The 24,148-nt window shown below is 64.0% G+C and carries 24 protein-coding genes; 12 read left to right on the top strand and 12 right to left on the bottom strand.

From position 1 onward, the window contains the following. Positions 1-2: 2 nt before the first annotated feature. The 4 genes from trxA to tsaE form a co-directional block, all read right to left on the bottom strand. Entirely contained in the window at positions 3-851 is an 849-nt protein-coding gene (trxA, locus tag FAZ95_RS03930) for a thioredoxin (protein ID WP_137331252.1), read from the bottom strand. A gap of 113 nt (positions 852-964) precedes the next feature. After that, a complete protein-coding gene (locus FAZ95_RS03935) occupies positions 965-1,846 on the bottom strand; it encodes a pirin family protein (RefSeq protein ID WP_137331253.1) in 882 nt (293 codons plus the stop codon). Between the two features lie 169 nt (positions 1,847-2,015). After that, positions 2,016-3,587 (bottom strand): N-acetylmuramoyl-L-alanine amidase, encoded by a 1,572-nt coding sequence (locus FAZ95_RS03940; protein WP_137331254.1) that lies wholly within the window; start codon positions 3,585-3,587, stop codon positions 2,016-2,018. Further along, complete coding sequence (gene tsaE, locus FAZ95_RS03945; protein ID WP_137331255.1) at positions 3,569-4,117, bottom strand: tRNA (adenosine(37)-N6)-threonylcarbamoyltransferase complex ATPase subunit type 1 TsaE; 549 nt, start codon at positions 4,115-4,117, stop codon at positions 3,569-3,571. The genes FAZ95_RS03940 and tsaE overlap by 19 nt, the downstream gene beginning before the upstream one ends. A gap of 17 nt (positions 4,118-4,134) precedes the next feature. Between tsaE and queG the strand changes: the two genes are divergently transcribed. The 5 genes from queG (at position 4,135) to plsY (ending at position 8,316) form a co-directional block, all read left to right on the top strand. Next, positions 4,135-5,439 (top strand): tRNA epoxyqueuosine(34) reductase QueG, encoded by a 1,305-nt coding sequence (queG, locus tag FAZ95_RS03950; protein WP_137331256.1) that lies wholly within the window; start codon positions 4,135-4,137, stop codon positions 5,437-5,439. Positions 5,440-5,552: 113 nt separating this feature from the next. Further along, positions 5,553-6,026, top strand: a complete 474-nt coding sequence (locus FAZ95_RS03955) for a methylated-DNA--[protein]-cysteine S-methyltransferase (protein WP_137331257.1) — start codon at positions 5,553-5,555, stop codon at positions 6,024-6,026. 8 nt (positions 6,027-6,034) lie between these two features. Beyond that, positions 6,035-6,985, top strand: coding sequence for a site-specific tyrosine recombinase XerD (xerD, locus tag FAZ95_RS03960; protein ID WP_137331258.1), 951 nt, complete (start codon positions 6,035-6,037; stop codon positions 6,983-6,985). Positions 6,986-7,024: 39 nt separating this feature from the next. Beyond that, positions 7,025-7,516: a Cys-tRNA(Pro) deacylase gene (gene ybaK / locus FAZ95_RS03965; RefSeq protein ID WP_137331259.1), complete on the top strand. Its 492-nt coding sequence runs from the start codon at positions 7,025-7,027 to the stop codon at positions 7,514-7,516. Positions 7,517-7,680: 164 nt separating this feature from the next. Further along, positions 7,681-8,316, top strand: coding sequence for a glycerol-3-phosphate 1-O-acyltransferase PlsY (gene plsY / locus FAZ95_RS03970; RefSeq protein ID WP_137331260.1), 636 nt, complete (start codon positions 7,681-7,683; stop codon positions 8,314-8,316). Positions 8,317-8,364: 48 nt separating this feature from the next. Here the strand turns inward: plsY and FAZ95_RS03975 are convergent, their stop codons facing one another. Further along, positions 8,365-8,850, bottom strand: a complete 486-nt coding sequence (locus tag FAZ95_RS03975; RefSeq protein ID WP_137331261.1) for a YajQ family cyclic di-GMP-binding protein — start codon at positions 8,848-8,850, stop codon at positions 8,365-8,367. Positions 8,851-9,026: 176 nt separating this feature from the next. Here FAZ95_RS03975 and murB point away from each other — a divergent pair, with 176 nt between their 5' ends. After that, the gene (gene murB / locus FAZ95_RS03980; protein WP_137331262.1) at positions 9,027-10,094 is read left to right on the top strand and encodes a UDP-N-acetylmuramate dehydrogenase; all 1,068 of its coding nucleotides are present in this window, start codon (positions 9,027-9,029) and stop codon (positions 10,092-10,094) included. 89 nt (positions 10,095-10,183) lie between these two features. Here murB and argF read toward each other — a convergent pair whose 3' ends face one another. Further along, complete coding sequence (argF, locus tag FAZ95_RS03985; protein ID WP_137331263.1) at positions 10,184-11,113, bottom strand: ornithine carbamoyltransferase; 930 nt, start codon at positions 11,111-11,113, stop codon at positions 10,184-10,186. A 431-nt stretch (positions 11,114-11,544) separates the two neighbouring features. Between argF and FAZ95_RS03990 the strand changes: the two genes are divergently transcribed. After that, positions 11,545-11,883, top strand: a complete 339-nt coding sequence (locus tag FAZ95_RS03990) for a DUF3579 domain-containing protein (RefSeq protein WP_137331264.1) — start codon at positions 11,545-11,547, stop codon at positions 11,881-11,883. A gap of 193 nt (positions 11,884-12,076) precedes the next feature. Here FAZ95_RS03990 and rpsT read toward each other — a convergent pair whose 3' ends face one another. Continuing rightward, complete coding sequence (gene rpsT, locus FAZ95_RS03995) at positions 12,077-12,352, bottom strand: 30S ribosomal protein S20 (RefSeq protein ID WP_137331265.1); 276 nt, start codon at positions 12,350-12,352, stop codon at positions 12,077-12,079. A gap of 368 nt (positions 12,353-12,720) precedes the next feature. On the opposite strand from rpsT, the gene murJ reads away from it, so the two are divergent. Then, positions 12,721-14,337 carry a murein biosynthesis integral membrane protein MurJ gene (gene murJ / locus FAZ95_RS04000; RefSeq protein ID WP_367872599.1) on the top strand — a complete coding sequence of 539 codons (1,617 nt, stop codon included), beginning with the start codon at positions 12,721-12,723 and terminating at the stop codon, positions 14,335-14,337. Between the two features lie 5 nt (positions 14,338-14,342). After that, positions 14,343-15,182, top strand: a complete 840-nt coding sequence (locus FAZ95_RS04005) for a SirB1 family protein (RefSeq protein WP_137331267.1) — start codon at positions 14,343-14,345, stop codon at positions 15,180-15,182. 111 nt (positions 15,183-15,293) lie between these two features. Here the strand turns inward: FAZ95_RS04005 and FAZ95_RS04010 are convergent, their stop codons facing one another. From FAZ95_RS04010 to lpxK, 5 genes are all read right to left on the bottom strand, one after another. Further along, entirely contained in the window at positions 15,294-16,052 is a 759-nt protein-coding gene (locus FAZ95_RS04010; protein ID WP_137331268.1) for a 3-hydroxyacyl-CoA dehydrogenase, read from the bottom strand. Between the two features lie 271 nt (positions 16,053-16,323). Beyond that, the gene (gene adk, locus FAZ95_RS04015) at positions 16,324-16,986 is read right to left on the bottom strand and encodes an adenylate kinase (protein ID WP_137331269.1); all 663 of its coding nucleotides are present in this window, start codon (positions 16,984-16,986) and stop codon (positions 16,324-16,326) included. A gap of 217 nt (positions 16,987-17,203) precedes the next feature. Beyond that, positions 17,204-18,031, bottom strand: a complete 828-nt coding sequence (kdsB, locus tag FAZ95_RS04020; protein ID WP_137331270.1) for a 3-deoxy-manno-octulosonate cytidylyltransferase — start codon at positions 18,029-18,031, stop codon at positions 17,204-17,206. 24 nt (positions 18,032-18,055) lie between these two features. Continuing rightward, positions 18,056-18,262, bottom strand: coding sequence for a Trm112 family protein (locus tag FAZ95_RS04025; RefSeq protein WP_137331271.1), 207 nt, complete (start codon positions 18,260-18,262; stop codon positions 18,056-18,058). Continuing rightward, positions 18,243-19,259: a tetraacyldisaccharide 4'-kinase gene (gene lpxK, locus FAZ95_RS04030; RefSeq protein ID WP_137334412.1), complete on the bottom strand. Its 1,017-nt coding sequence runs from the start codon at positions 19,257-19,259 to the stop codon at positions 18,243-18,245. Before lpxK ends, FAZ95_RS04025 begins: the two co-directional genes overlap by 20 nt. 442 nt (positions 19,260-19,701) lie before the next feature. Between lpxK and xseA the strand changes: the two genes are divergently transcribed. From xseA to FAZ95_RS04045, 3 genes are all read left to right on the top strand, one after another. Continuing rightward, positions 19,702-21,105, top strand: a complete 1,404-nt coding sequence (gene xseA / locus FAZ95_RS04035; RefSeq protein WP_137331272.1) for an exodeoxyribonuclease VII large subunit — start codon at positions 19,702-19,704, stop codon at positions 21,103-21,105. 185 nt (positions 21,106-21,290) lie between these two features. Next, entirely contained in the window at positions 21,291-21,872 is a 582-nt protein-coding gene (sodB, locus tag FAZ95_RS04040; RefSeq protein ID WP_137331273.1) for a superoxide dismutase [Fe], read from the top strand. Between the two features lie 1,077 nt (positions 21,873-22,949). Beyond that, complete coding sequence (locus FAZ95_RS04045) at positions 22,950-24,146, top strand: reverse transcriptase domain-containing protein (protein WP_137331274.1); 1,197 nt, start codon at positions 22,950-22,952, stop codon at positions 24,144-24,146. Positions 24,147-24,148 lie beyond the last annotated feature (2 nt).

A 24,148-nucleotide genomic window follows, 5' to 3' on the forward strand; every position in this document is an offset into this window, starting at 1 on the left:
ACTCAGTTCAGTGCGGCACTGAGCTTGCGTCGCCACTGCGACACCAGCTCCGGCTGGTGTGCCGCAAGATCGAAAACCGAGAGCATGGTCTTGCGCCCGATGTCTTCGCGGAACGACCGGTCGCGTTGGACGATTTCGAGCAAGTGCCCCAGCGCACCCGCGTAGTCGCGGCGTGCGATCAACGCATTGGCCAGATCGAAGCGCGCTTCCAGATCGCCCGGATTCGCGGCGACCCGGGCTTCGAGCGCATCGGTGGGCGGCAGGTCGGTTGCGACATCGAGCGCGTCGAGCCGCGTTTTCAGCGCGTTATAGCGCGGATCGACCCCTTGCTTGACCTTCGGCGACAACAGTTCGGCTTCGGCGCGCGCATCCTCGACGCGATCATGTGCGATCAGCAGCTCGATCAGGTCGAGGCGCGCATCGTCGTAGCCCGGATCGAGCGCGAGCGCGGCCTTCAGGTGGTCGAGCGCCTCGCCCGTTTGACCTTCCTCGAGCGCGAACTGTGCGGCGCGGCGTTCGGCCTGGGCCGGGTCCGGCACGAGACGATCGATGAATTCGCGCAATTGCCCTTCAGGCAGCACGCCGATGAATTGATCGACGGCCTGCCCTTCGGCGAAGGCGATCACATGCGGAATGCTGCGCACCTGGAAGTGCGCGGCGAGCTGCTGATTCTCGTCGACGTTCACCTTCACGAGCTTCCACTTGCCCGCATGCTCCTGCTCGAGCTTTTCGAGCATTGGGCCGAGCGACTTGCACGGGCCGCACCACGGTGCCCAGAAATCGACCAGGACCGGCTGCATCAGCGACGCCTCGATGACGTCTTTTTCGAAAGTGGCTAGGGTGGTGTCCATCGCATCCTCGTCAAATGGTGTCCGGTGAGCGCTTCGGGAGCGGCTCGACGCTTGCTTGCGAGATGGGGGCGGAGCAACGGCTTTCAATGGTGCCTTTCAACGGCGCGTTCCGTTCACCGCGCCGCGCGCTCCGGCAGCGGAATCCATTCCGTCTCGCCTGGAATCTTGCCCATCTCTTGCCGCATCCACGCTTCCTTGGCGTGCGCGATCTTCTCGCGCGAACTCGCGACGAAATTCCATTCGATGAAACGCTCGCCCGGGAGCTTCTCGCCGCCGAGCAGCATCACGGTCGCGCCTGCCCGGCTCGCGAGCGTGGCCGTCTCGCCCGGTGTGAGCACCGCCATTTGCTCGACAGCGAGGGGCTCGCCGTCGATCGACAGGTCGCCCTCCACGAGATAGACGCCGCGCTCGTCATGCTCGGGCTCGAGCGCGAACGCGCTGCCCGGCGCGAAATGCGCGGCTGCATAGAGCGTGCCCGAGAACGTCGTGACCGGCGAAGTCTCGCCGAACGCGGTGCCGGCGATCACGCGCAGCGTCACGCCGTTGCGCTCGATTTGCGGCAACGTGGCGGCGGCGTGATGCTCGAAGAAAGGTTCGTCGTCCTCGTGCTCGAGCGGCAGCGCGACCCAAGTCTGGATCCCATGCATCGTCAGGCCCCGCCCGCGCTCTTCATCGGGCGTGCGCTCCGAATGGACGATGCCGCGCCCGGCCGTCATCCAGTTCACGTCGCCGGGAACGATCTTCTGGACCGAGCCGATGCTGTCGCGATGCATGATCGAGCCTTCGAACAAATAGGTGACCGTCGCCAGCCCGATATGCGGATGCGGGCGCACGTCGAGACCGGTGCCCGGCGTGAGTGTGGCGGGCCCCATGTGGTCGAAGAAAATGAACGGGCCGATCAGGCGGGCGGCCATGGCCGGTAGAACGCGCCGCACGGCGAGGCCGCCGACGTCGCGGACATGGGGCTTGAGGATGGCTTTGATCGAGTCGGGCATGGCGGTGTCCTGTGTCGACGGGCGCTTGCGCTTCGGAGCGAACGCCCCTCACATGCAGCGTTGGTGCGCTGCGTTGAGTGGAACGGAGAGCGCCCATTCTACTGCGCTGTGGTCGGAGGGACAGGCCGCCGACCACAGCATTAGCCGTTCGGACGATGCCCGCGGCGCGTTAGGCCATGCGATTCTTCGCTAACGGCGGATTCGCCGCGAAATAGCGCTTGATGCCCTTCAGGATCGCGTCGGCCATCTTGTCGCGATAGGCTTCGTCGTTGAGCTTCTGCTCTTCTTCGGGGTTACTGATGAACGCGGTTTCCACGAGGATCGACGGAATGTCAGGCGCTTTCAGCACCGCGAAGCCCGCTTGTTCGACCGAGCCCTTGTGCAGCTTGTTGATTTCGCCGACCTCGTCGAGCACGAAGCCGCCGTAGCGCAGCGAGTCGCGGATCTGCGCGGTGGTCGACATGTCGAAGAGCGCACGGTTCACCGACTCGTCCTGCGTCTTTACGTTGATGCCGCCGATCAGGTCCGACGAGTTTTCTTTGTTCGCCATCCAGCGCGCAGCCGCGCTCGACGCGCCGTGGTCCGACAGCGCGAACACCGAAGAGCCGCGTGCGGCCGGCGTCGTGAACGCGTCTGCGTGGATCGAGACGAACAGGTCCGCGCCGACGCGCCGCGCCTTCTGCACGCGCACGTTGAGCGGCACGAAGAAGTCGGCGTCGCGCGTCATCATCGAGCGCATGTTGGGCTGGGCGTCGATCTTGGCGCGCAGGCGCTTGGCGATGTCGAGCGCGATGTGTTTCTCGTAGGTTCCCGCGCTGCCGATCGCGCCCGGGTCTTCGCCGCCGTGGCCCGGATCGATCGCCACCGTCAAGAGCCGGATCGTATTGCCGGTGCCGGGTTTCGAGGGCGTCGTGAAGCCGTAGGCGTCGCCGTTGCTAGTGTCGTCGCTGTTGTTGCGCGCGATTGCCGGCGGGGCAGCGGGCGGAGCCGCGGGCTTGGCCGGTGCGCGCGATGAGGCGGCGGGTGCGGCTGGTGCAGTCGGTACGGGCGGGCGCGGCACGTCGGAACCGGGCGTGTTCTGCGCATATTGCTGAAAGAACGCCTCGCTGTTGTCGGCCGTGGCCCCGGCCGGGGGCGGCGCGGCGGGCCCCGCGAGCGGGGCGGGGGTGAACGCCTGGTTGCCCTGGTTCAGACGCTGCTCCTTGCGCTCGGTCTGCGCGAGGAGGTCCATCAGCGGGTCGGGTGCGACGGCGGGATACAGGTCGAACACGAGCCGGTACTTGTAGCTGCCGACCGGCTGCAGCGAGAACACCTGCGGCTTCACCTGTCCTTTGAGGTCGAACACCATCCGCACCACATGCGTCTGATACTGGCCGACGCGCACGGCTTGAATCTGCGGATCGTTCGGCGTGATCTTCGAGACGAGGTCCTTGAGTTCCTGGTCGAGATCGAGACCGTTCAAGTCGACGACAAGGCGATCCGGCGCGGCCAAGAGCGTCTGCGTGGTTTGCAGCGGCTGATCCGATTCGATCGTCACGCGCGTGTAATCGCGCGCGGGCCACACGCGCACGCCGAGCACGGAACTCGCCCAGGCCATGCGCGGCGCGATGAACGGCGCGGCGAGCCCGAGCACGAGCGTCGACGCGCTCGCGCGCAGCACCTGCCGGCGTCGCCAGTTGTGCGTTGCGGTCGCGGCCGATTCGATCGATTGGAACGGCTTGATTAACATCTTTCTAGACATGCTTTTCCTGATTCGCTGTACGCGCGCGCATCGAGCGTGCGGCCGTCGCCGGCCACGTCCAGCGATAGAACGAGATCCGGAACGCCGAGCAAGCCCCCTGCCTGCTGCGGCCATTCGACGAGGCAGATCGCAGCGGAATTGAAATACTCGCGAAATCCCGCGTCGGCCCATTCGGCCGGATCGGTAAAGCGGTAGAGATCGAAATGGTAAAGCTCGAGTTCCCCATCGGGCCTCTCGAGCGCGTACGGCTCGACGAGCGTATAGGTCGGGCTGCGCACGCGGCCCGTGTGGCCGAGCCCGCGCAACGTCGCGCGCACGAGGGTCGTTTTGCCCGCGCCGAGTTCGCCGATCAGCTGCACATGCAGCCCGTTGAACGGACGATCGCTGCGCGTTTCGCTTCGCACGCTCTCGATGGCGGCCCCGAAGCGCGCGCCGAATGCGTCGGTGGCGGCTTCGTCCGCGAGCGCGAAACGGCGCTCGAGTAGCGGGCTCGCGGTTACGTGAGTCGAGAGATCGGGCTTGACGGGCATTCTCGTAAAATAGCGTGATGAACCGATGTCCGGAACATTCCGTGTCCCACGCGCCTTTGTCCGATGACGACCGCCGTGCATCGCGCTGCTTCGACGAAGCCGCGTTGGCGGCGCTCGCGCAGCGCATCAAGGAGTGGGGGCGCGAGTTGGGTTTCGGTGCGGTCGGTATCAGCGATATCGACCTCTCGGATGCCGAGGCGGGCTTGGCCGCGTGGCTCGAGGCGGGCTGCCACGGCGAGATGGATTATATGGCCAAACATGGCCTGAAACGCGCGCGCCCGGCCGAGCTTGTGGCCGGTACGCTACGCGTGATTACCGCGCGGATCGCCTATCTGCCGGCTTCGACGCTCGCGGGAAAGGCGGACGAAAGCGCGGCGTCAGCCGGCGGGGCGGACGCGTTGCCGGGTGCGCCGGAGGCGTTGTCGAACCGTCTCGCGGGCGGCGCGCCAAGCGCGAAAACCGGCAGCTGGCGCGCGCATGAAATGGCGCGCCTGACCGATCCGTCCTCGGCTGTCGTCTCGATCTACGCTCGCGGTCGCGACTATCACAAGGTCATGCGCAACCGGCTGCAACAGCTCGCGGAGCGCATCGAAAACGAGATCGGTGCATACGGTTATCGCGTGTTCACCGATTCGGCGCCGGTGCTCGAAATCGAGCTCGCGCAGAAAGCGGGCATCGGTTGGCGCGGCAAGCACACGTTGCTGCTGCAGCGCGATGCCGGTTCGTTGTTCTTCATCGGCGAAATCTATGTCGACGTGCCGCTGCCGACCGACGCCGAAACGTCGCCCAAGCACGCGCCGGAGACGCCGGGTGCGCATTGCGGGCAATGCACGCGCTGCATCGACGCGTGTCCGACCGGCGCGATCGTCGCGCCCTATCGAGTCGACGCTCGGCGCTGCATTTCGTATCTGACGATCGAATTGAAGGGCAGCATTCCGGAAGACTTGCGGCCGCTGATCGGCAATCGTGTCTACGGGTGCGACGATTGTCAGCTCGTGTGTCCGTGGAACAAGTTTGCGCAGGCCGCGCCCGTCGGCGATTTCGACGTGCGGCACGGCCTGGATCGTGCGACGCTCGTCGAATTGTTCGGCTGGAGCGCGGACGAATTCGACACGCGGATGCAGGGCAGCGCGATCCGGCGTATCGGTTACGAGCGGTGGCTGCGCAACATTGCGGTTGCGATGGGCAATGCGTTGCGCGCGGAGGCTTCATCGATCGACGCAGCGGCGCGTGCGGATATCGTTGCCGCTCTGAGGCGCCGCGCCGATGATGAGTCGCCGCTCGTTCGTGAGCACGTGCAGTGGGCGCTTGCGGCCGCATGACGAGCGGTCGCAAGCACATTGGGAGAGAATATGAACGACCCCTACACTCACTATCGTTCGATGCCCCCCGAGGGGGCGGCTGCCTCCCTTGGGGCGGCCCGGCGGGAGGCAGCATGTTCAATGCAGTGATCGACGCGCCGTTCGGCAAAATCGGCATTCGGACCGACGGCGTGAAAGTGCGCGAAATCATTTATCTGCCGGACACGGCGCCGCGCGTCGAGCCGGATTCGCCGCTTGCGGCGCGCGCCGCGCTTCAGATCGAGCGCTACTTCGAAGACGCGCGCGCAACCTTCGATCTGCCGCTCGCTGCGGTCGGCACCGAATTCCAGCGACGCGTGTGGAAGGGCATTTGTGCGATTGCGCCGGGCGAAGTGCTGACCTACGGGCAGCTCGCGAAGGAAGTCGGCAGCGTGGCGCGCGCGGTGGGTCAGGCGTGCGGGGACAACCCGTTTCCGCTCGTGATTCCGTGCCATCGCGTCGTGGCGGCAAGCGGTATCGGCGGCTTTGCGCACGAGGCGGAGGAAGGCTACTTGCGCCGCACGAAACGCTGGCTGCTCGCTCACGAAGGGTTGCTTCAATACGCATGAGCCGCGATATGACCGATGCCACCCATGTCACCGTTTTCGCTGAAGACGCTCCGCCGCCATCGCCGTCGTTCACGGCGAGCACCGATTCGATCGATGCGTTCTGCGACGCGCTGTGGCTCGAGCACGGCCTCTCGCGCAACACGCTCGACGCCTATCGCCGCGACTTGCGTCTGTTTGCCGAATGGCTCGCGAGCACGCATTCGGCGTCGATCGACGGTGCGAGCGAACTCCATTTGAACGGCTACATCGCCGCGCGCCGCGGCGACAAGGCGACTTCGGCGAACCGGCGGCTCTCGGTGTTTCGGCGCTTCTACGCGTGGGCGGTGCGCGAGCGCCGCGCCGCATCCGACCCGACGCTCAAGATCCGCTCCGCCAAGCAGCCGCCGCGTTTCCCGTCGACGCTGACCGAAGCGCAAGTCGAAGCGCTGCTCGGCGCGCCCGATATCGATACGCCGCTCGGCCTGCGCGACCGCACGATGCTCGAGCTGATGTACGCGAGCGGCTTGCGCGTCACCGAGCTCGTCACGCTGAAGACGGTCGAAGTCGGCCTGAACGAAGGCGTTGTACGCGTGCTCGGCAAGGGTTCGAAGGAACGGCTGATACCGTTCGGCGAGGAGGCGCACGGCTGGATCGAGCGCTATCTGCGCGACGCGCGGCCCGCGTTGCTCGGCGCACGCGCGGCGGACGCGCTCTTCGTGACGAACCGCGGCGACGGCATGACGCGTCAGCAGTTCTGGAACATCATCAAGCGCCATGCGCGCGCGGCGGATGTGCACGCGCCGCTGTCGCCGCACACGCTGCGGCACGCGTTCGCGACGCACTTGCTCAATCACGGCGCGGATCTGCGCGTCGTGCAACTGCTGCTTGGGCACACCGATATCTCGACGACGCAGATCTACACGCACGTGGCGCGCGAGCGGCTCAAGTCGCTGCACGCGGCGCATCATCCGCGAGGGTGAGGGTTGGATCCGAGTCATGGGCGCCGCTAGAATGCGCCCATGAGCAAATCGAAACACGTTTCCGAAACCCCCGCCACGCAGTTTCTGCGACGTCACAAGGTGAGCTTCGGCGAGCATCCCTATGAGTACGTGGAGCATGGCGGCACGTCCGAGTCCGCGCGGCAGCTCGGCGTCGACGAACATCGCGTCGTCAAGACGCTCGTCATGGAAGACGAGCACGCGAAGCCGCTGATCGTGCTGATGCACGGCGACCGCACCGTCTCCACGAAGAATCTGGCGCGGCAGATCGGCGCGAAGCGCGTCGAGCCCTGCAAGCCCGAGGTGGCGAACCGGCATTCCGGCTATCTCGTCGGCGGCACGTCGCCGTTCGGCACCAAGAAGGCGATGCCGGTGTATATCGAATCGAGCATCCTCGAACTCGACACGATCTATCTGAACGGCGGCAAGCGCGGCTACCTCGTGAGCCTGGCGCCCGGCGTGGTGACGGCGCTGCTGGAGGCGAAGCCCGTGCAGTGCGCCAGCGTCGATTGAATGTTTGCGGCGGCGGCCTGCCGCGATGGCGCGGCGTCGGCGGCGGACAGGGAAAGCAAGGATCTTCTCCGCGACGGCGCTTCGGTAGAATGAGCGCCGGTTCGCCACGGGCTTTCGGCTCGCGGCGCAGTCCTCGATAACGATACGTTGGAAGAGTCCCTTACATGGAAATCCTGATCGCCACTGTTGCTGCCTATCTGATCGGATCGGTGTCGTTTGCCGTGATCGTCAGCGCTGCAATGGGGCTGGCCGACCCGCGCTCGTACGGCTCGAAGAACCCCGGCGCGACGAATGTGCTCAGAAGCGGCAACAAGAAGGCGGCGATTCTCACGCTGATCGGCGATGCGTTCAAGGGCTGGCTCGCGGTGTGGCTCGTCGCGCAATACGGCCCGCGCTTCGGACTCGACGATACGGCGATCGCGCTCGCCGCAATCGCCGTTTTCCTCGGTCACCTGTATCCGGTCTTCTTCAAATTCAAGGGCGGCAAGGGCGTGGCGACGGCGGCGGGCGTGCTGCTCGCGATTCACCCTGTGCTCGGTCTCGCGACCGCGCTCACGTGGCTCATCATCGCGTTCTTTTTCCGTTATTCGTCGCTGGCTGCGCTGTGTGCCGCCGTGTTCGCGCCGCTCTTCGACATCTTTTTGTTCGGCGAAAACCGCGTGGCCTGGGCCGTCTTCGCGATGAGCGCGCTGCTCATCTGGCGCCATCGCGCGAATATTTCGAAGCTGATTGCCGGGCAGGAAAGCCGGATCGGAGAAAAGAAGCGTGACGCCGGCGGTGCGCCGGCTCGCAAGCATTGATGGCTGCGGCCGGGCTTCGAGCCTGGCCGCTTGGCTCAACGATTCAAATCAATCGCGGAAGTTGTTGAAGTCGAGCGGCGTATCGGTCACGTCCTTGCGCAGCATCGCGATCACGCTTTGCAGGTCGTCGCGCTTGGCTCCCGAGATACGCACCGCGTCGCCCTGGATGCTTGCCTGAACCTTGATCTTGCTGTCCTTCACGAGCCTGACGATCTTCTTCGCGAGATCGCCCGACACGCCTTTCTTCACGGTCACGACCTGCTTCAGCTTGTCGCCGCCGATCTTCTCGATCTTGCCGTAGTCGAGGAAGCGCACGTCCACATTGCGCTTCGCCATTTTCGACAGCAGCACGTCTTTCACTTGGCCGAGCTTGAAGTCGTCGTCGGCGAACAGTGTGAGTTCGCCTTCCTTCTGCTCGACACGCGCGTCGGACCCCTTGAAGTCGAAACGCGTCGAAATTTCCTTGTTGGACTGCTCGATCGCGTTCTTGACTTCGATCATGTTGGCTTCGCAAACGACGTCGAACGATGGCATTGCTTTCTCCCTGTATAGAGCGGCGGTGCCTGCGCCTTTGGCGTCGCGCCGCGGCTCTCGCGGCAGGCACTCGCTATAATCACGAACCGAACGCCATTCTACCGACCCCTTCATCTTTTGCCCAAGGCCGCCGCGCTTCGCGATGCGGCGGCGTTGCGGCATGAAAGCGATTCCCGATGTCATTGCCCGATTGTTCGCCCGGCCATTCGCCCGATTCCGTCTCGTTCGTTCCGGACGCGTCGCTGCGCCCGTACAACACGTTCGGTATCGACGTGCGCGCACGCCTGCTCTGCAAGATCGAGCGCGAAGATCAATTGATCGGCATCGCGCGCGATTCGCGCGTGGCGGGCGAGCGGATGCTCGTGCTGGGCGGCGGCAGCAATGTGGTGCTGACGCGCGATTTCGACGGGCTGGTGCTGCTGATCGAACTGCGCGGCAAGCGCATCGTGCGAGAGGACGATGAAGCCTGGTATGTCGAGGCGGCCGCGGGCGAAAACTGGCACGACTTCGTCGCCTGGACGCTTGCCGAGGGATTGCCTGGCCTCGAAAACCTCGCGCTGATTCCGGGCACGGTCGGCGCGGCGCCGATTCAGAATATCGGAGCGTACGGGCTCGAGATGTGCGAGCGCTTCGCGTCGCTGCGGGCGGTCGAGTTGGCGACCGGCGAAATCGTCGAGTTCGACGCGGCCGCGTGCCGCTTCGGCTATCGCGACAGCTTTTTCAAGCGGGAAGGGCGCGATCGTTTTGCCATCGTTTCGGTGACGTTCAAGCTGCCGAAGGCGTGGGCGCCGCACGCCGACTATGCCGACGTCGCCCGCGAACTGGCGGCGCGCGGCGGCGCTGCGGGCTTGGCCGTGACGCCGCAGGCGATTTTCGACGCGGTGGTCGCGGTGCGGCGCGCCAAGCTGCCCGATCCGCTCGTGCTCGGCAACGCGGGCAGCTTCTTCAAGAACCCGGTCGTCGATGCCGCTCAGTGCGACGCGTTGAAGGCAAGAGAGCCGGAACTGGTGTCGTATCGACAGCCGGATGGGCGGGTCAAGCTCGCGGCGGGCTGGCTGATCGACCGGTGCGGCTGGAAGGGCCGCGCGATGGGCGCGGCGGCCGTGCATGAGCGTCAGGCGCTCGTGCTCGTCAATCGCGGCGGTGCGACCGGCGCGGAAGTCTTGGCACTCGCGCGGGCGATTCAGAAGGATGTGCTCGAGCGCTTCGGGGTCGAGCTGGAGGCGGAGCCGGTCTTTCTATAGGCTTGCCGGTGCGTGCGTAAGTACAAACGTAAGCCACAAAAAAGCCTCGCCAGCCGGCGAGGCTTTTTCACGCTGAGCGGCGCGCGAAATCAGTGATTCAGCTTGCCGAGCATCAGGAACTCCATCAGCGCTTTTTGCACGTGCAGACGGTTCTCGGCTTCATCCCACACGACGCTTTGCGGACCGTCGATCACCTCGGCGCTCACTTCCTCGCCACGGTGAGCGGGCAGGCAGTGCATGAAGAGCGCGTCGGGTTTCGCGCGGGCCATCATTTTTGCGTCGACGCACCAGTCGGCGAACGCGGCCTTGCGCGCCTCGTTCTCGGCTTCGAAGCCCATGCTGGTCCAAACGTCGGTCGTGACGAGGTCGGCGTTCGCGCACGCTTCGTTCGGATCGCCGAACTCTTCATAGAACGGCGCGCTTTCCTTGGCGACGAGCGCGTGATCGAGCTTGTAGCCCGGCGGCGTCGAAATGTTCATCTTGAAGCCGAGAATCTGCGCAGCTTCAATCCACGTGTAGAGCATGTTGTTTGCGTCGCCGACCCACGCGACCGTCTTGCCGCGAATCGGGCCGCGTTGCTCGTAGTACGTGAAGATGTCGGCCAGCACCTGGCACGGGTGGTATTCGTTGGTCAGGCCGTTGATGACCGGCACGCGCGAGTTTTCGGCGAAGCGGCGGATGATGTCCTGGCCGAACGTGCGGATCATGATGATGTCGACCATGCGCGAAATCACCTGCGCGGCGTCTTCGATCGGTTCGCCGCGGCCGAGCTGCGTATCGCGCGTGCTCATGAAGACCGCGTGGCCGCCGAGCTGGAAGATGCCGGCTTCGAACGAGAGGCGCGTGCGCGTCGAGTTCTTCTCGAAGATCATCGCGAGCGTGCGGTCGTGCAGCGGGTGATAGGTCTCGTAGTTCTTGAACTTGCGTTTCAGGATGCGCGCGCGTTCGAGCACGTACTCGTATTCATCCAGCGAGAAATCGTTGAACTGCAGGTAGTGGCGAATGTTCTTGGCGGTCATGAAACGAAATACGGCGGTTTCACCCGGCCGGAAAAGCCGGACGGCGCCGCCGTCAGATGTGGTAACTCAAGGCAGCATAAAGGATTTTTAACGGTTTGACGAGTCAGTACAAAGGTGGCGGAATGCCCGTGCAGGCGTCGTTCATACAGGTTCGTTCCCGTCTTGGGCGGTGCTTGGAACCGTTCTATGTGCAGTGCGGAAAAATGTTCGCTGCGGTATAATTCCCGGGATTTTTCACGCCCGGCAGGCCGGTTTTGTGCTTGCGGGACACCGGTGTCGCAACCGGGGCTCGAACCCCGTCAGTCGTACCGCGCAGATTGCGATCGCGGCCCTCTTCAGGTGCTGGTTCGCCCTCAATGCTTCGTGTTCATCGTGTTCAGGCGGTCTTGTTCGCCGGCACTTCGCTGGGCTAGATACTTGGGTATTCCTACATGGCCGAAGCCCCCTTTACCGAATATTTCATTCAAGGCATCACGAAGGACGGAAAGAAGTTTCGGCCGAGCGATTGGTCGGAGCGCCTGGCCGGTGTGATGTCGTGTTTCGGGCCCGGCGCGCAGGGCCCCAATGCCCGTTTGCAGTACTCGCGCTATGTGCGGCCGACGCTGCTCGGCGATCTCAAGTGCGTGATCCTCGATTCGCGGCTGCGCGAAATCGAACCCATGGCGTTCGATTTCGTCCTGAACTTCGCCAAAGACAACAATCTCGTGGTGACGGAGGCTTGCGAGCTGCCGGCGAATCACGGCACCCAGCAGCAACAACGCACCGGCTAAGGCCGGGCGCCATTTGCCGGTCGGCGGCGCTGGCCGGCATGGATGAAGGGTGATGTGCCGACGTCGCTCGCCGCAAGCAGATCGAGACGGATCGTATAGACGAAGAAAAGCCCGCGAAGGCCATGCCAACGCGGGCTTTTTTACGTCGCAGCGGAAACAGGAGGTGGCCCGCCGGTAGGCAGGCCGACCAGATTTACTGCGCGGGAGCTTGCAGGCCCTTGATGGCTGCAGCCAGGCGGCTCTTATGGCGAGCTGCCTTGTTCTTGTGAACGATCTTCTTGTCAGCGATGATGTCGAGCGTCTTTGCCGACAGCTTGAAGACTTCAGCGGCCTTGGCTTGATCGCCGGCTTCGATTGCCTTGCGAACGGCCTTGACTGCGGTGCGGTACTTCGAACGCAGCGCGGAGTTGTGCGAGTTGGCCTTGGCGGCCTGGCGGGCGCGCTTGCGTGCTTGTGCGGAGTTAGCCATGAGGGTTCCTTATCCTGTTCCTGTTTCCAGTGCTTGACCGAATAGGCCGAGGCAGCGAGGCTGCGGGCTAGTCGGTCAAGCGCTGCTTTTCGATCCAAACCCCTGGGAGCGATTGCCCAGGAGCGCAAAAAACCTGAATCACATTGGCGAAGCCGGCTCAAAAACGGCACGGCCAAGCTTCGAAACGGGCGATTATAGCAACAAAATCAGACACGTGGCAACCATCGAGACGGGGTTGCCGACTGGGCTGCGCCGGAACCGCTCAGCGGCGTGCCGGTACGGACGGATGCCAGGAAATTGCGCAATCGACGCGTGCCGCAGAGGCGTGCGGCGAACCCCGGCGCGAGGCGGCGAATCAATAACGGGCAATCAATCCAATCAATCGGGAGGCGAGCGGGTCCGTGACCCGTATCGACCCGTATAATAGGCGCCCCATGAATCTATTCCGAGCCCTGCTGACGGTCAGCGGCTTCACGCTGCTGTCGCGCGTGACCGGACTGGCCCGCGAGACGCTGATCGCCCGCGCGTTCGGCGCAAGCCAATACACCGACGCGTTCTACGTCGCGTTCCGTATCCCCAATCTGCTGCGGCGGCTTTCCGCCGAAGGCGCGTTCTCGCAAGCCTTCGTGCCGATCCTCGCCGAGTTCAAGAACCAGCAAGGCCACGATGCGACGAAAGCGCTAGTCGACGCCATGTCGACCGTGCTCGCGTGGTCGCTCGCGATTCTTTCGATCGTCGGGGTCGCGGGGGCGTCGTGGGTCGTGTTCGCGGTCGCGTCGGGCCTGCGCGCCGACGGCCAGGCATTCCCGCTGGCCGTCGCGATGACGCGGATCATGTTCCCGTACATCATCTTCATCTCGCTGACGACGCTCGCGTCCGGCGTGCTCAACACTTACAAGAGCTTTTCATTGCCCGCGTTCGCGCCGGTGCTGCTCAACGTCGCGTTCATCGCGGCGGCCGTGTTCGTCGCGCCGCACTTGAAGGTGCCGGTCTATGCGCTGGCTTGGGCGGTGATCGTCGGCGGCTTGCTGCAGTTTCTCGTGCAGTTGCCGGGCTTGAAGAAAATCGACATGGCGCCGCGCATCGGCTTCAATCCGCTCGGCGCGCTCGCCCACCGCGGCGTCAAGCGGGTGCTCGTGAAGATGGTGCCGGCGACCTTCGCGGTCTCCGTCGCGCAATTGAGCCTCATCATCAATACGAACATTGCGTCGCGGCTGGGGCAGGGCGCGGTGTCGTGGATCAACTACGCCGACCGGCTCATGGAGTTTCCGACCGCGCTCCTCGGCGTCGCGCTCGGGACGATCCTGCTGCCGAGCCTGTCGAAAGCGCACGTCGATGCCGACGCGCACGAGTACTCGTCGCTGCTCGACTGGGGCTTGCGCGTCACGTTCCTGCTCGCGGCGCCGAGCGCGCTCGCGCTCTTCTTCTTCGCCGAGCCGCTGACGGCGACGCTCTTTCACTACGGCCGCTTCGACGCGAACTCGGTCGTGATGGTCGGGCGCGCGCTCGCGGCGTACGGCATCGGCCTGATCGGCCTCATTCTCATCAAGATCCTCGCGCCGGGCTTCTACGCGAAGCAGGACATCAAGACGCCGGTGAAGATCGGCGTCGGCGTGCTGGTCGTGACGCAGCTCTCGAACTACGTGTTCGTGCCGATCTTCGCGCACGCGGGGCTCACGCTCTCGGTCGGGCTTGGCGCGTGCGTGAACGCGTTGCTTCTGTTCCTCGGCTTGCGCAAGCGCGGCATCTATACTCCATCGAGCGGGTGGCCGCATTTCTTCGTGCAGTTGCTGGGCGCGTCGCTGGTGCTGGCGGGCACGATGCACTGGTTCGCCGTGAACTTCGACTGGATCGGCCTGCATCACCGTCCGGTGGAGCGGATCGTGCTGCTCGCGGCTTGTCTTGTCCTGTTCGCTGCGCTTTACTTCGGTATGTTGTGGCTGATGGGTTTCAAATACGCCTATTTCAGAAGACGAGTGAAGTGACCACGATGACACGCGTTCTCGACTACTTCAGCACGCTCGTCGCCGACGACGACAGCCTCCCGCTCACCGAGACGGCGCTTTCGCTCGCGCAAGATGCGTATCCGGATGTCGATCTGCAAGGCACGTTGGCCGAAATCGACGAACTGGTGTTGCGCCTGAAACGGCGCCTGCCCGACGACGCCGATTTGCGCGAAAAGGTCAGCACGCTGAACCGCTTCTTCTTCCGCGAGCTCGGTTTCAGCAGCAATCTGAACGACTACTACGATCCCGACAACAGCCATCTGAACATCGTGCTCAAGCGCCGGCGCGGCATTCCGATTTCGCTGGCGGTGCTGTACCTCGAAATGGGCGAGCAGATCGGCGTGCCGGTGAGGGGCGTATCGTTTCCCGGGCATTTCCTGATGCGCGTGAGCCTGCCCGAAGGCGACGTGATGCTGGATCCGACCACGGGGCAATCGCTTTCCGAAGCGCAGATGGTCGACATGCTCGAGCCGTATATCACGCGTTCGGGCGAATCGATCGGCAGTGCGCTGCGCGTGCTGCTGCAGCCCGCCTCGCGCCGCGAGATCGTCGCGCGCATGCTGCGCAATCTGAAAGCGGTGTATTTGCAGACGGAGCGCTGGCAGCGCCTCTTGGCGGTACAGGAGCGGCTCGTGATCCTGCTGCCGGAGAACATCGAAGAAGTGCGCGATCGCGGCTTCGCTTACGCGCGGCTCGATTATCTGCGGCCGGCGCTGGAGGATCTCGAGCGCTACCTCGGCGATTGTCCCGATGCGGACGATGCGACGGTTGTCGAATCCCAGTTGCACGAGCTGCGGCAACGCACGCATCAAGGCGACGACTGATTGTCGCGAGGTTGCGGCTGATTGACGAGATGCCGCATCAAAAGTAAAAGCCTGCGAGGCGCTTACCGCGCACCGCAGGCTTTTTTTTCGCGCCGAAGTCAGATCGATGCGTTACTTGGGTTGCATCCGGATTGCCCCGTCGAGACGAATCACTTCGCCGTTCAGCATCGTGTTGTCGAGGATCTGCTTGACGAGCATCGCGTACTCGATGGGTTTGCCGAGGCGCGGGGGGAACGGCACCATCGCGCCGAGCGCGTCCTGCACTTCCTGCGGCATGCCGAGCAGCATCGGCGTCTCGAAGATGCCGGGAGCGATCGTCATCACGCGGATCGCGTTGCGCGACAGGTCGCGTGCGATCGGCAGCGTCATGCCGGCCACGCCGCTCTTCGAGGCGGCATAGGCCGCTTGGCCGATTTGCCCGTCGAACGCCGCGACCGACGCCGTGTTGATGATCACGCCGCGCTCGCCGTTCGCGTTCGGCTCGTTCTTGGCCATCGCCGCCGCTGCCAGGCGCAGCACGTTGAAGGTGCCGATCAGATTGATCGAGACGGTCTTTGCGAAGGCGTCGAGCGGGTGCGGGCCGTCCTTGCCGACGGTCTTGATCGCGGGCGCGACGCCCGCGCAGTTCACGAGCCCGGAGAGCGTGCCGAGCTGGGTCGCCGCCGCGACGGCCTGCGTCGCGTCTTCTTCGCGCGTCACGTCGCATTTGACGAACACGCCGCCGAGTTCCTTCGCCAGCGCAGTGCCCGCACTTTCGTTCAGGTCGGCGATCACGACCTTGCCGCCGTGCTCCGCCAACAGGCGCGCGGTGGCTGCGCCGAGGCCGGACGCGCCGCCGGTAATCAGAAATGCGTTGCCGCGAATCTCCATCTTGCTGCTCCTTTTCCTGGGTAAAGAATGGGTTGCTTCGCCGTTTTCGTTGGTATTGCGAAAGCGACGATTGTAATGGCTCGATGCGCCCGGGCATAGGATGGTTGCCGCGAGGTGCGACGTTTTGGCGCTTGGGTTCGCGCAGCCGTTCGTCGAGCCGGATTGAGCGCCGGTATTGTCGCTTGCCATAAAAAAACCCGCCGGTTCAGGGCGGGTTTTTTGTGCTGCAACGTGTGCAGCATGGGTCGAGGCAGAAGTGAAGCGGGTGCGATCACTTCAGCGCATCGAACACGCGCTGACGAATTTCATCGACCGAACCGATGCCCGAGATGCGGCGGTATTCCGGCGCGTTCAAGCCGTTCTCGGCACCGCGCTGCGCCCACTGGTTGTAGTAGTCGATCAGCGGTTTCGTTTGCGCAACGTACACGTCGAGGCGCTTCTTCACCGTCTCTTCCTTGTCGTCATCGCGCTGGATCAGCGGCTCGCCCGTCACGTCGTCCTTGCCCTCGACTTTCGGCGGATTGAACTTCACGTGGTACGTGCGGCCCGATGCCGGGTGCGTGCGGCGGCCGCTCATGCGGACGATGATCTCGTCGAACGGCACGTCGATTTCGAGCACGTAATCGATCGCGACGCCCGCTTCCTTCATCGCTTCCGCTTGCGGCAGCGTGCGCGGAAAGCCGTCGAACAGATAGCCGTTTGCGCAATCCGGCGCTTGCAGGCGTTCTTTGACGAGATTGATGATGAGTTCATCCGTGACGAGCTCGCCCGCGTCCATGTAGCGCTTCGCTTCGAGGCCGAGCGGCGTGCCCGCCTTGACCGCCGCGCGCAGCATGTCGCCGGTGGAAATCTGCGGAATCCCGAATTTTTCCTTGATGAAGTTTGCCTGGGTGCCCTTGCCCGCGCCGGGCGCGCCCAACAGGATCAAACGCATGGTGATATCTCCGAATCGTATGTGAATTCTGCGTCGCGAGGCCCAAAGGCGTCCGCAAGACTCGTTGCTCCAGTCGCGCAAAAAGGGCGGCCCGCCTTCCGGCAGCGCATCCGTGGGACGGCGCTCAGAGGCGGGTGGCAGGGCAAACGAGAGGGAAACCTAATGGCCGAAAGTTTCGGATGGCTCGCGCAATCGAAACTGATTATGCCATGGGTTGTTAGCTTTCAGACCGAAAAAGGGACCTTACGCGTTCCAGATCGGCCGGCGTATCGACGCCCGGTGCGGGTGCTTCATGCGTGACGAGCACCGCAATGCGCTCGCCGTGCCACATCGCGCGCAATTGCTCGAGCACTTCGGTGTGCTCGATCGGCGCTTGCGCGAGCGTGGGGTAGGTGCGCAGGAAACGCGCGCGATAGGCGTACAGGCCGATGTGGCGGAACACGGTGTCGGCCGGCGGCGCGGGCATGGCAGCGAGGTCCGCGACGTTCGGTTCGGCCGCCGACCAATGCGGTTGATACGCGTCGCGCATCCAGGGGATCGGCGCGCGCGAGAAATACAGCGCGACGCCGCGCTTGTCGAGCACGACCTTCACGACGTTCGGGCTGAAGACTTCGGCGGGATCGGAAATCGGGTGCGCCGCGGTGGCGATCGCGCAATCGGCGTTCGCAGCGAGGTGCGCCGCTACGCCGCGCACGAGCGCCGGGTCGATCAGCGGTTCGTCGCCTTGCACGTTGACGACGATCGTGTCGTCGCTCCAGCCGAAGTGCGCGGCGACTTCGGCAAGGCGGTCGGTGCCCGACGGGTGGTCGGCGCGCGTCAAAAGCGCGTCGATCCCGTGCGCGCGGGCGGCGTCGAGCACGCTGGGGGCGTCGGTTGCGATCAGCACTTGCTCGGCGCCCGACTCGCGCGCGCGCTCGGCGACGCGCACGACCATCGGCTTGCCGCCGATGTCGGCGAGCGGTTTCTCAGGCAGGCGCGTGGACGCGAGGCGGGCCGGCACGACGGCCACGAAGGGCGGTACGTTGGAGCGAGCGGTAGCGGTCATCGAAGGGAAGCGCAGCAGGGAGAGTCAGGACCCGGACGACGGATTGAGCGGCTCGACCGGCGTGCCTTCGACCGTCTGGCGCGCTTCGTCGACCAGCATCACCGGGATGCCGTCGCGGATCGGATACGCGAGCTTGTCGGCATTGCAGATCAGTTCCTGCGCGGAGCGGTCGTAGCTGAGCGGCCCCTTGCAAATGGGGCAAACGAGAATTTCAAGCAGGCGAGCGTCCACGGAGTTTCTCCACAACTAGGGCGATGAGGCGAGGGTCCAGCGCGGCTTCGACGGGAACGACCCAGATCCGCGCGTCGCGCCAAGTCCCTAATTTTACCGCATCCTTTTCGGTTATCAGGATGGCATCGGCGTCGGCATCGACGAACGGATTGTCGTGAAACGCGTAGTGGTCGGGCAACGCGCGCGTAGCCGGCGATAGGCCTGCCGCGCGCAGCGTCGCAAAAAAACGCTCGGGCGAGCCGATGCCCGCTGCCGCCAGCACGCGCTGGTTCGCGAACTGCGTAAGCGGGCGCCGCAGGGCCGGGTTGGCGAGGTGCCAGGCGTCGCCGGGCGTGAGATTCAGTGCGTAGGTGTTCGGCCACGCGGGCAGCGTGCGCTGATACGGGCTGTTGATGAGCGTCGCGTCGCGCCGGCGCGAGAGCGGTTCGCGCAGTGGCCCGGCCGGCAGCAGAAAGCCGTTGCCGCCGAGGCGCTGATCGAACACGACGAGCTCGACATCGCGCGCGAGACGGTAGTGCTGGAGGCCGTCGTCGCTGACGATCACGTCGATGTCGCGATGGGCGGCGAGCAGTGCGAGGGCCGCCGCGACGCGGTCCGGGCACACGAATACCGGCGCGCCGGTGCGGCGGGCGATCAGCAGCGGCTCGTCGCCAGCCTGATCCGGGGACGATGACGGCGTGACGGCAGCGGGCCCCTTGATTTTCGCGCGATAGCCGCGCGATACGACGCCGGGCGTGAAGCCGGCCGAGCGCAAGGCTTCGACGAGGGCAATGACGGTCGGCGTCTTGCCGGTTCCGCCGACGGTCACATTGCCGACGATCACGACCGGCACGCCGATCGGCACGCGCTTTTGCCACCCGAATGCGAAGCTCATGCGGCGCAGCGCGGCGACGGCGCCGAACACGCAGGCGAACGGGAGCAGCGCCCACGCGAGCGCGCCGCGGCGCTGCCATTCGCGCGTGAGGCGCGCTTCCAGACGGGAGGCGAGGCGGTTCATCGACGCAGTGTGTTGCATGCTGGATTCAGTGAAGGCGGCCGTCGGGCTTCGGGCACGCATCTGGCACCCAAACGGCTTCGGAACCCGGCACTCTAGCGCGGCTGGCTTTGATCGGGCAAGTCGCGCCGCGGCTCGCACGCCGCGGGTCGCACGGTGGTCGACGCGCTCGCGTGCCTGTGGATAACTCTGTGAAGAACTTTAGCCCGAAAAGGCCGCGAGCCCGGAAAATCAAGCCTTTCATCGGCAAGCGCTTTGGTCCTACGAATGTTAAATCGTTGTAAATCAATGGCTTGCGACGAGCGTGCTTGCTGCGGCAATGAGTCTCGCCGTTTTGCTGTTGCCGCGCATCAATGTGGAAACTTCCCATCATTTGCTCCGCCGCTCTGGACGCGGGTTACCGGCCGGTCTATTGTCTGTCCGGTCAGGAATTTCATCGTTCTCCATGCAATCGGATACCCCTTTTTCTTCCCCCGGACAGCGCGCCGGAAGCTCGGCCGGCCCGTTTGGAAGCGACGCCGTCGTGCCGGTTTCGGCGCTCAATCGCGCGATCAGCACGATGCTCGAGCGGACCTTTCCGCTCGTCTGGGTGTCGGGCGAAGTGTCGAATTTCACGCGTGCGGCGAGCGGTCACTGGTACTTCTCGATCAAGGACGCGCAGGCGCAGATGCGCTGCGTGATGTTCCGCGGCCGCGCGCAGTACGCCGAGTTCACGCCGCGCGAAGGCGACAAGATCGAGGTGCGCGCGCTCGTCACGATGTACGAGCCGCGCGGCGAACTGCAGCTGAACGTCGAGGCGGTGCGGCGCACCGGGCAGGGGCGCCTGTATGAAGCGTTCCTGCGGCTCAAGGCGCAGCTCGAAGCCGAAGGACTCTTCGCCGCCGAACGCAAGCGCGCCTTGCCGGCGCACCCGCGCGCGATCGGCATCGTCACGTCGTTGCAGGCCGCGGCACTGCGCGATGTGCTCACGACGTTGGCGCGCCGCGCCCCGCATATTCCGGTGATCGTCTATCCGGCGCCCGTGCAGGGCGTGGGCGCGAGCGAGAAAGTCGCGGCGATGGTCGAGACCGCGAATGCGAGGCGCGAGGTGGAGGTGTTGATCGTCTGTCGAGGGGGCGGGTCGATCGAGGACTTATGGGCGTTCAACGAAGAGGCGCTGGCGCGGGCGATCGCGGCGAGCGAGTTGCCGGTGGTGAGCGGCGTCGGCCATGAGACCGATTTCACGATCGCCGATTTTGCCGCCGACGTGCGCGCGCCGACGCCCACCGGCGCCGCCGAACTCGTCAGCCCGCAGCGGGCGCTCCTGCTGCGCGATCTCGACCATCGACACGCCACGATCGCCCGCAGCTTCGGCCGCATGATGGAGCGCCGCGCGCAGCAGCTCGACTGGCTCGCGCGCCGGCTCGTGAGCCCGGCGGAGCGTTTGCAGCGGCAGCGCACGCACTTGCAGCAGTTGCAGGTGAGGCTGGCGTCGGCCGGGGCGCGTCCGGTGCGCGATGCGCGTGCGCGTTTCGCGCTCGTGCAGTTGCGCTGGCAGCGCTGGCGGCCCGATCTCGCGATGCATCGCAATGCATTGGCGGGGCTCGCGCAGCGGCTCGAAAGCGCCGCGCTTCGGCATCACGAACGGCAGACCGCACGCGTCGAAACGCTGGCCGCAAGACTCGAAGTGCTGAGCCCGAAACGCACGCTCGAGCGCGGCTATGCGGCGCTGCTCGATGCGCAGAACGGCCGTGCGGTGCGCTCGCCATCTGCGCTGAAACTCAACCGCCGTCTGACAGTCCATCTCGCAGAAGGGTCGGCCGACATCGCGCTCGCCGACATTCAGCCGCGCCTTTCCGATAGCCTTTGACGCAGCCGTTTTTGCAAGGTCCGCGTCTGCTCGATGAGCACTATTTACGCTTCATCCCCAGCAGGCGCGAACGATGTTCGCTATAAAAGACCACTGGTTTGCGGGGTTATTCCAAGTCGCCTACAATCCAGTGCTCCAAAGCGTCAGTCGCCAATCCCCACAAACTCGATAGAAGGAACAGCATCATGGAACATACGCTCCCGCCGCTGCCGTACGCGAAGAACGCACTCGCCCCGCACATGTCGGAAGAGACGCTCGAGTTTCACTATGGCAAGCATCATCAGACTTATGTGACCAACCTGAACAAGCTGATTCCGGGCACCGAGTTCGAGAGCCTGTCGCTCGAAGAGATCGTGAAGAAGTCGTCGGGCGGCGTCTTCAACAACGCAGCGCAAATCTGGAATCACACGTTCTTCTGGAACAGCCTCTCGCCGAACGGCGGCGGCGCACCGACGGGCGCGCTCGGCGACGCGATCAACGCGAAGTGGGGTTCCTACGACAAGTTCAAGGAAGCGTTCACGGCAACGGCAGTCGGCACGTTCGGCTCGGGCTGGGCATGGCTCGTGAAGAAGGCCGATGGCTCGCTCGATCTGGTTTCGACCAGCAACGCCGCCACGCCGCTCACGACCGATGCGAAGCCGCTCCTCACGATCGACGTGTGGGAACACGCTTACTACATCGACTACCGCAACGCGCGTCCGAAGTTTGTCGAAGCGTTCTGGAACATCGTGAACTGGGACTTCGCTGCGAAGAATTTCGGCGCGTAAGCCCAGTGTAGCGTGACAATATAGTTTGGAAAGTGCAATAAAGATTGGAAAATCCGAGCTAGACGCCGCAATAAAGTTTGGAAACTGCAGTGAAAATGAAAGCCCTCGAGTACGAGGGCTTTCTGCTTTCTGGCGCCCGATGGTTGCCGAAGCCGTTCGCTCTTAATCGGTTCCGTGTGATGTACGCCGCAGTGGGCAGTCCAATGTCAGCGCAAGATTGGCAGCAATTCGATTAAGACGCTCAAGCTGCTCGGTTAGGCATCGGAGCTAACGGGATACACCGTGTCGGACCATTCGAGCCGCTGCGATTAACAGGGACTACTACAGAATACCGTCAAGCCATGAAACGGATGACGGCAGTGAAGTCACGCGTCAGGATCAGTGTTGACTGCCGGCGTCAACGTGCTGTCCTGAAAGGTATACAGAGCTGCAAATATTGTCGGGTACGGCCCTTTCGGGCACAATTTGCGGGTTTGGTAGCGCCCACGGGCTTCTCTGCGGGTTGCGCTGCACGTTACCAATCGGCCCTCTGGCGCAAAGGCGAGCGATCGCGTGAGCGTGAACGGCGGAATCAGGGGCGGGTCCGAGTCGCAAGATGCGGTCCGCAACGACGATGCCGTTGGGGCCTTGGGGTCGCCTTCTATCCCCGGTCAAGTTGGGAAGGCGGTTAAGCAACGTGTGGTGCACCCCACGGGCAGGGAGGCGGGCGCGCCGGCAACGTCGCGACAAGATGCTTTGAAGAAGTGCATCCGGCGCGCCGGGAAGAAACTGGCCTGCGCGGCCCTCGCGGCCGTGGCCTTTGCAACCGGTTTCAAACCCTGTGAAACGGAGCTAGAAATGAGAAGCGTTTACATCTCGGCGGCCGCTTCGGTCGACATGCTGCGCCCACGGGCTTCTCTGCGGGTTGCGCTGCACGTTACCAATCGGCAACCTGCGCAAAGGCGAGCGATCGCGTGAGCGTGAACGGCGGAATCAGGGGCGGGTCCGAGTCGCAAGAGGCGGTCCGCAACGACGATGCCGTTGGGGCCTTGAGCCGCTGGTCCGGGGGAACTATCAACGCCAGCGCAGCACCGGAAGATGCCAAGTAACGCCTTCTCCACAGTGTTCTCGCAAGGCGCGCTACGTGACGCGTGGCGGTATCTGCTTAGCGCGACCTCACGGCAGTCTCGAAATACGGTCGGAGTTGATGACGTATCCATCAATGATTTCCTTTCCGACGAAAAAGGACAACTGAATCGATTGGTGCGGGATGTGCGTCAGCAGAGCTTTCGTTTCAGTCTCCTGCGGCCTCATCTGATTCCTAAGTCGAACGGCAAGGATCGCTTGATTTGCGTTCCGACTGTGCGAGACCGCATCGTTCAGCGAGCGTTGCTCGACTTTATCGCGACGCGCTACGCGGACAAATTCGCGAACAATGTGAGCTACGGCTTCGTCAAGAAGCGCGGCGTCAAAAAGGCGGTTGTCGATGCTTGCGCGCTGCGCGCCGAGCACCCGTGGGTCTTCAAGACCGATATCACATCCTTCTTCGATCGTATCGACCGTTCGCGACTAACGTCGGCGATTCGGCGATCGATTCGTGAGCGCTCACTACATGAGACCCTCCTTGGTGCGGTCTCGTGCGAGATTCAGCCGGCCGGAGGAAATACTGGGCGGCGGATCAAACAGCTTGGCATCCGGCGGGGCTTAGGTGTGCGGCAGGGTATGCCGCTCTCGCCGTTTTTTTCCAACATCATGCTGGCCGACTTCGACCGGTCTATCGAAACGCGCGGCCTCCGCGCTGTGCGCTATGCGGATGATCTGATCTTCTTTGCCGACTCGCGCGATGCATGTGAAGCCCTCGCGGCCTTTTGTGCAGAGCAGTTAGGTCGCATCGGCTTAGAGATCCCCCCGGTCGCCGCCGGTACGAAGTCAGTTATCTATGCGCCAGAGCAGCCAGCAGAGTTCCTCGGAGTGAGTTTGGTACCCATTACGGCAGGCTATCGAGTCGAATTAACTCGGTCGCAGATTGATCGCGTTCGGGATCAGTTGCTCGCGCTGGGCTCAATCAACGAGCTGGTCGCTCGGTGCATAACGCTGCCAAAGATCGGACAGGTTCTCACTGCTCGGAAGAATGGATACTTGGCCGCCTACGATATATGCCACAACATAGATGCTCTAGAGCACGGGCTTGCCGACCTGGAGCAGCGAATATTGAGGCAACTCTATCGGGACGGGCTTCACATCGACCTGGGTAGACTTTCAAACGTCGCCCGCACGTTCCTCGGACTACGTTAAAC

Source organism: Trinickia violacea (assembly GCF_005280735.1).
Lineage (GTDB): Bacteria > Pseudomonadota > Gammaproteobacteria > Burkholderiales > Burkholderiaceae > Trinickia_A > Trinickia_A violacea.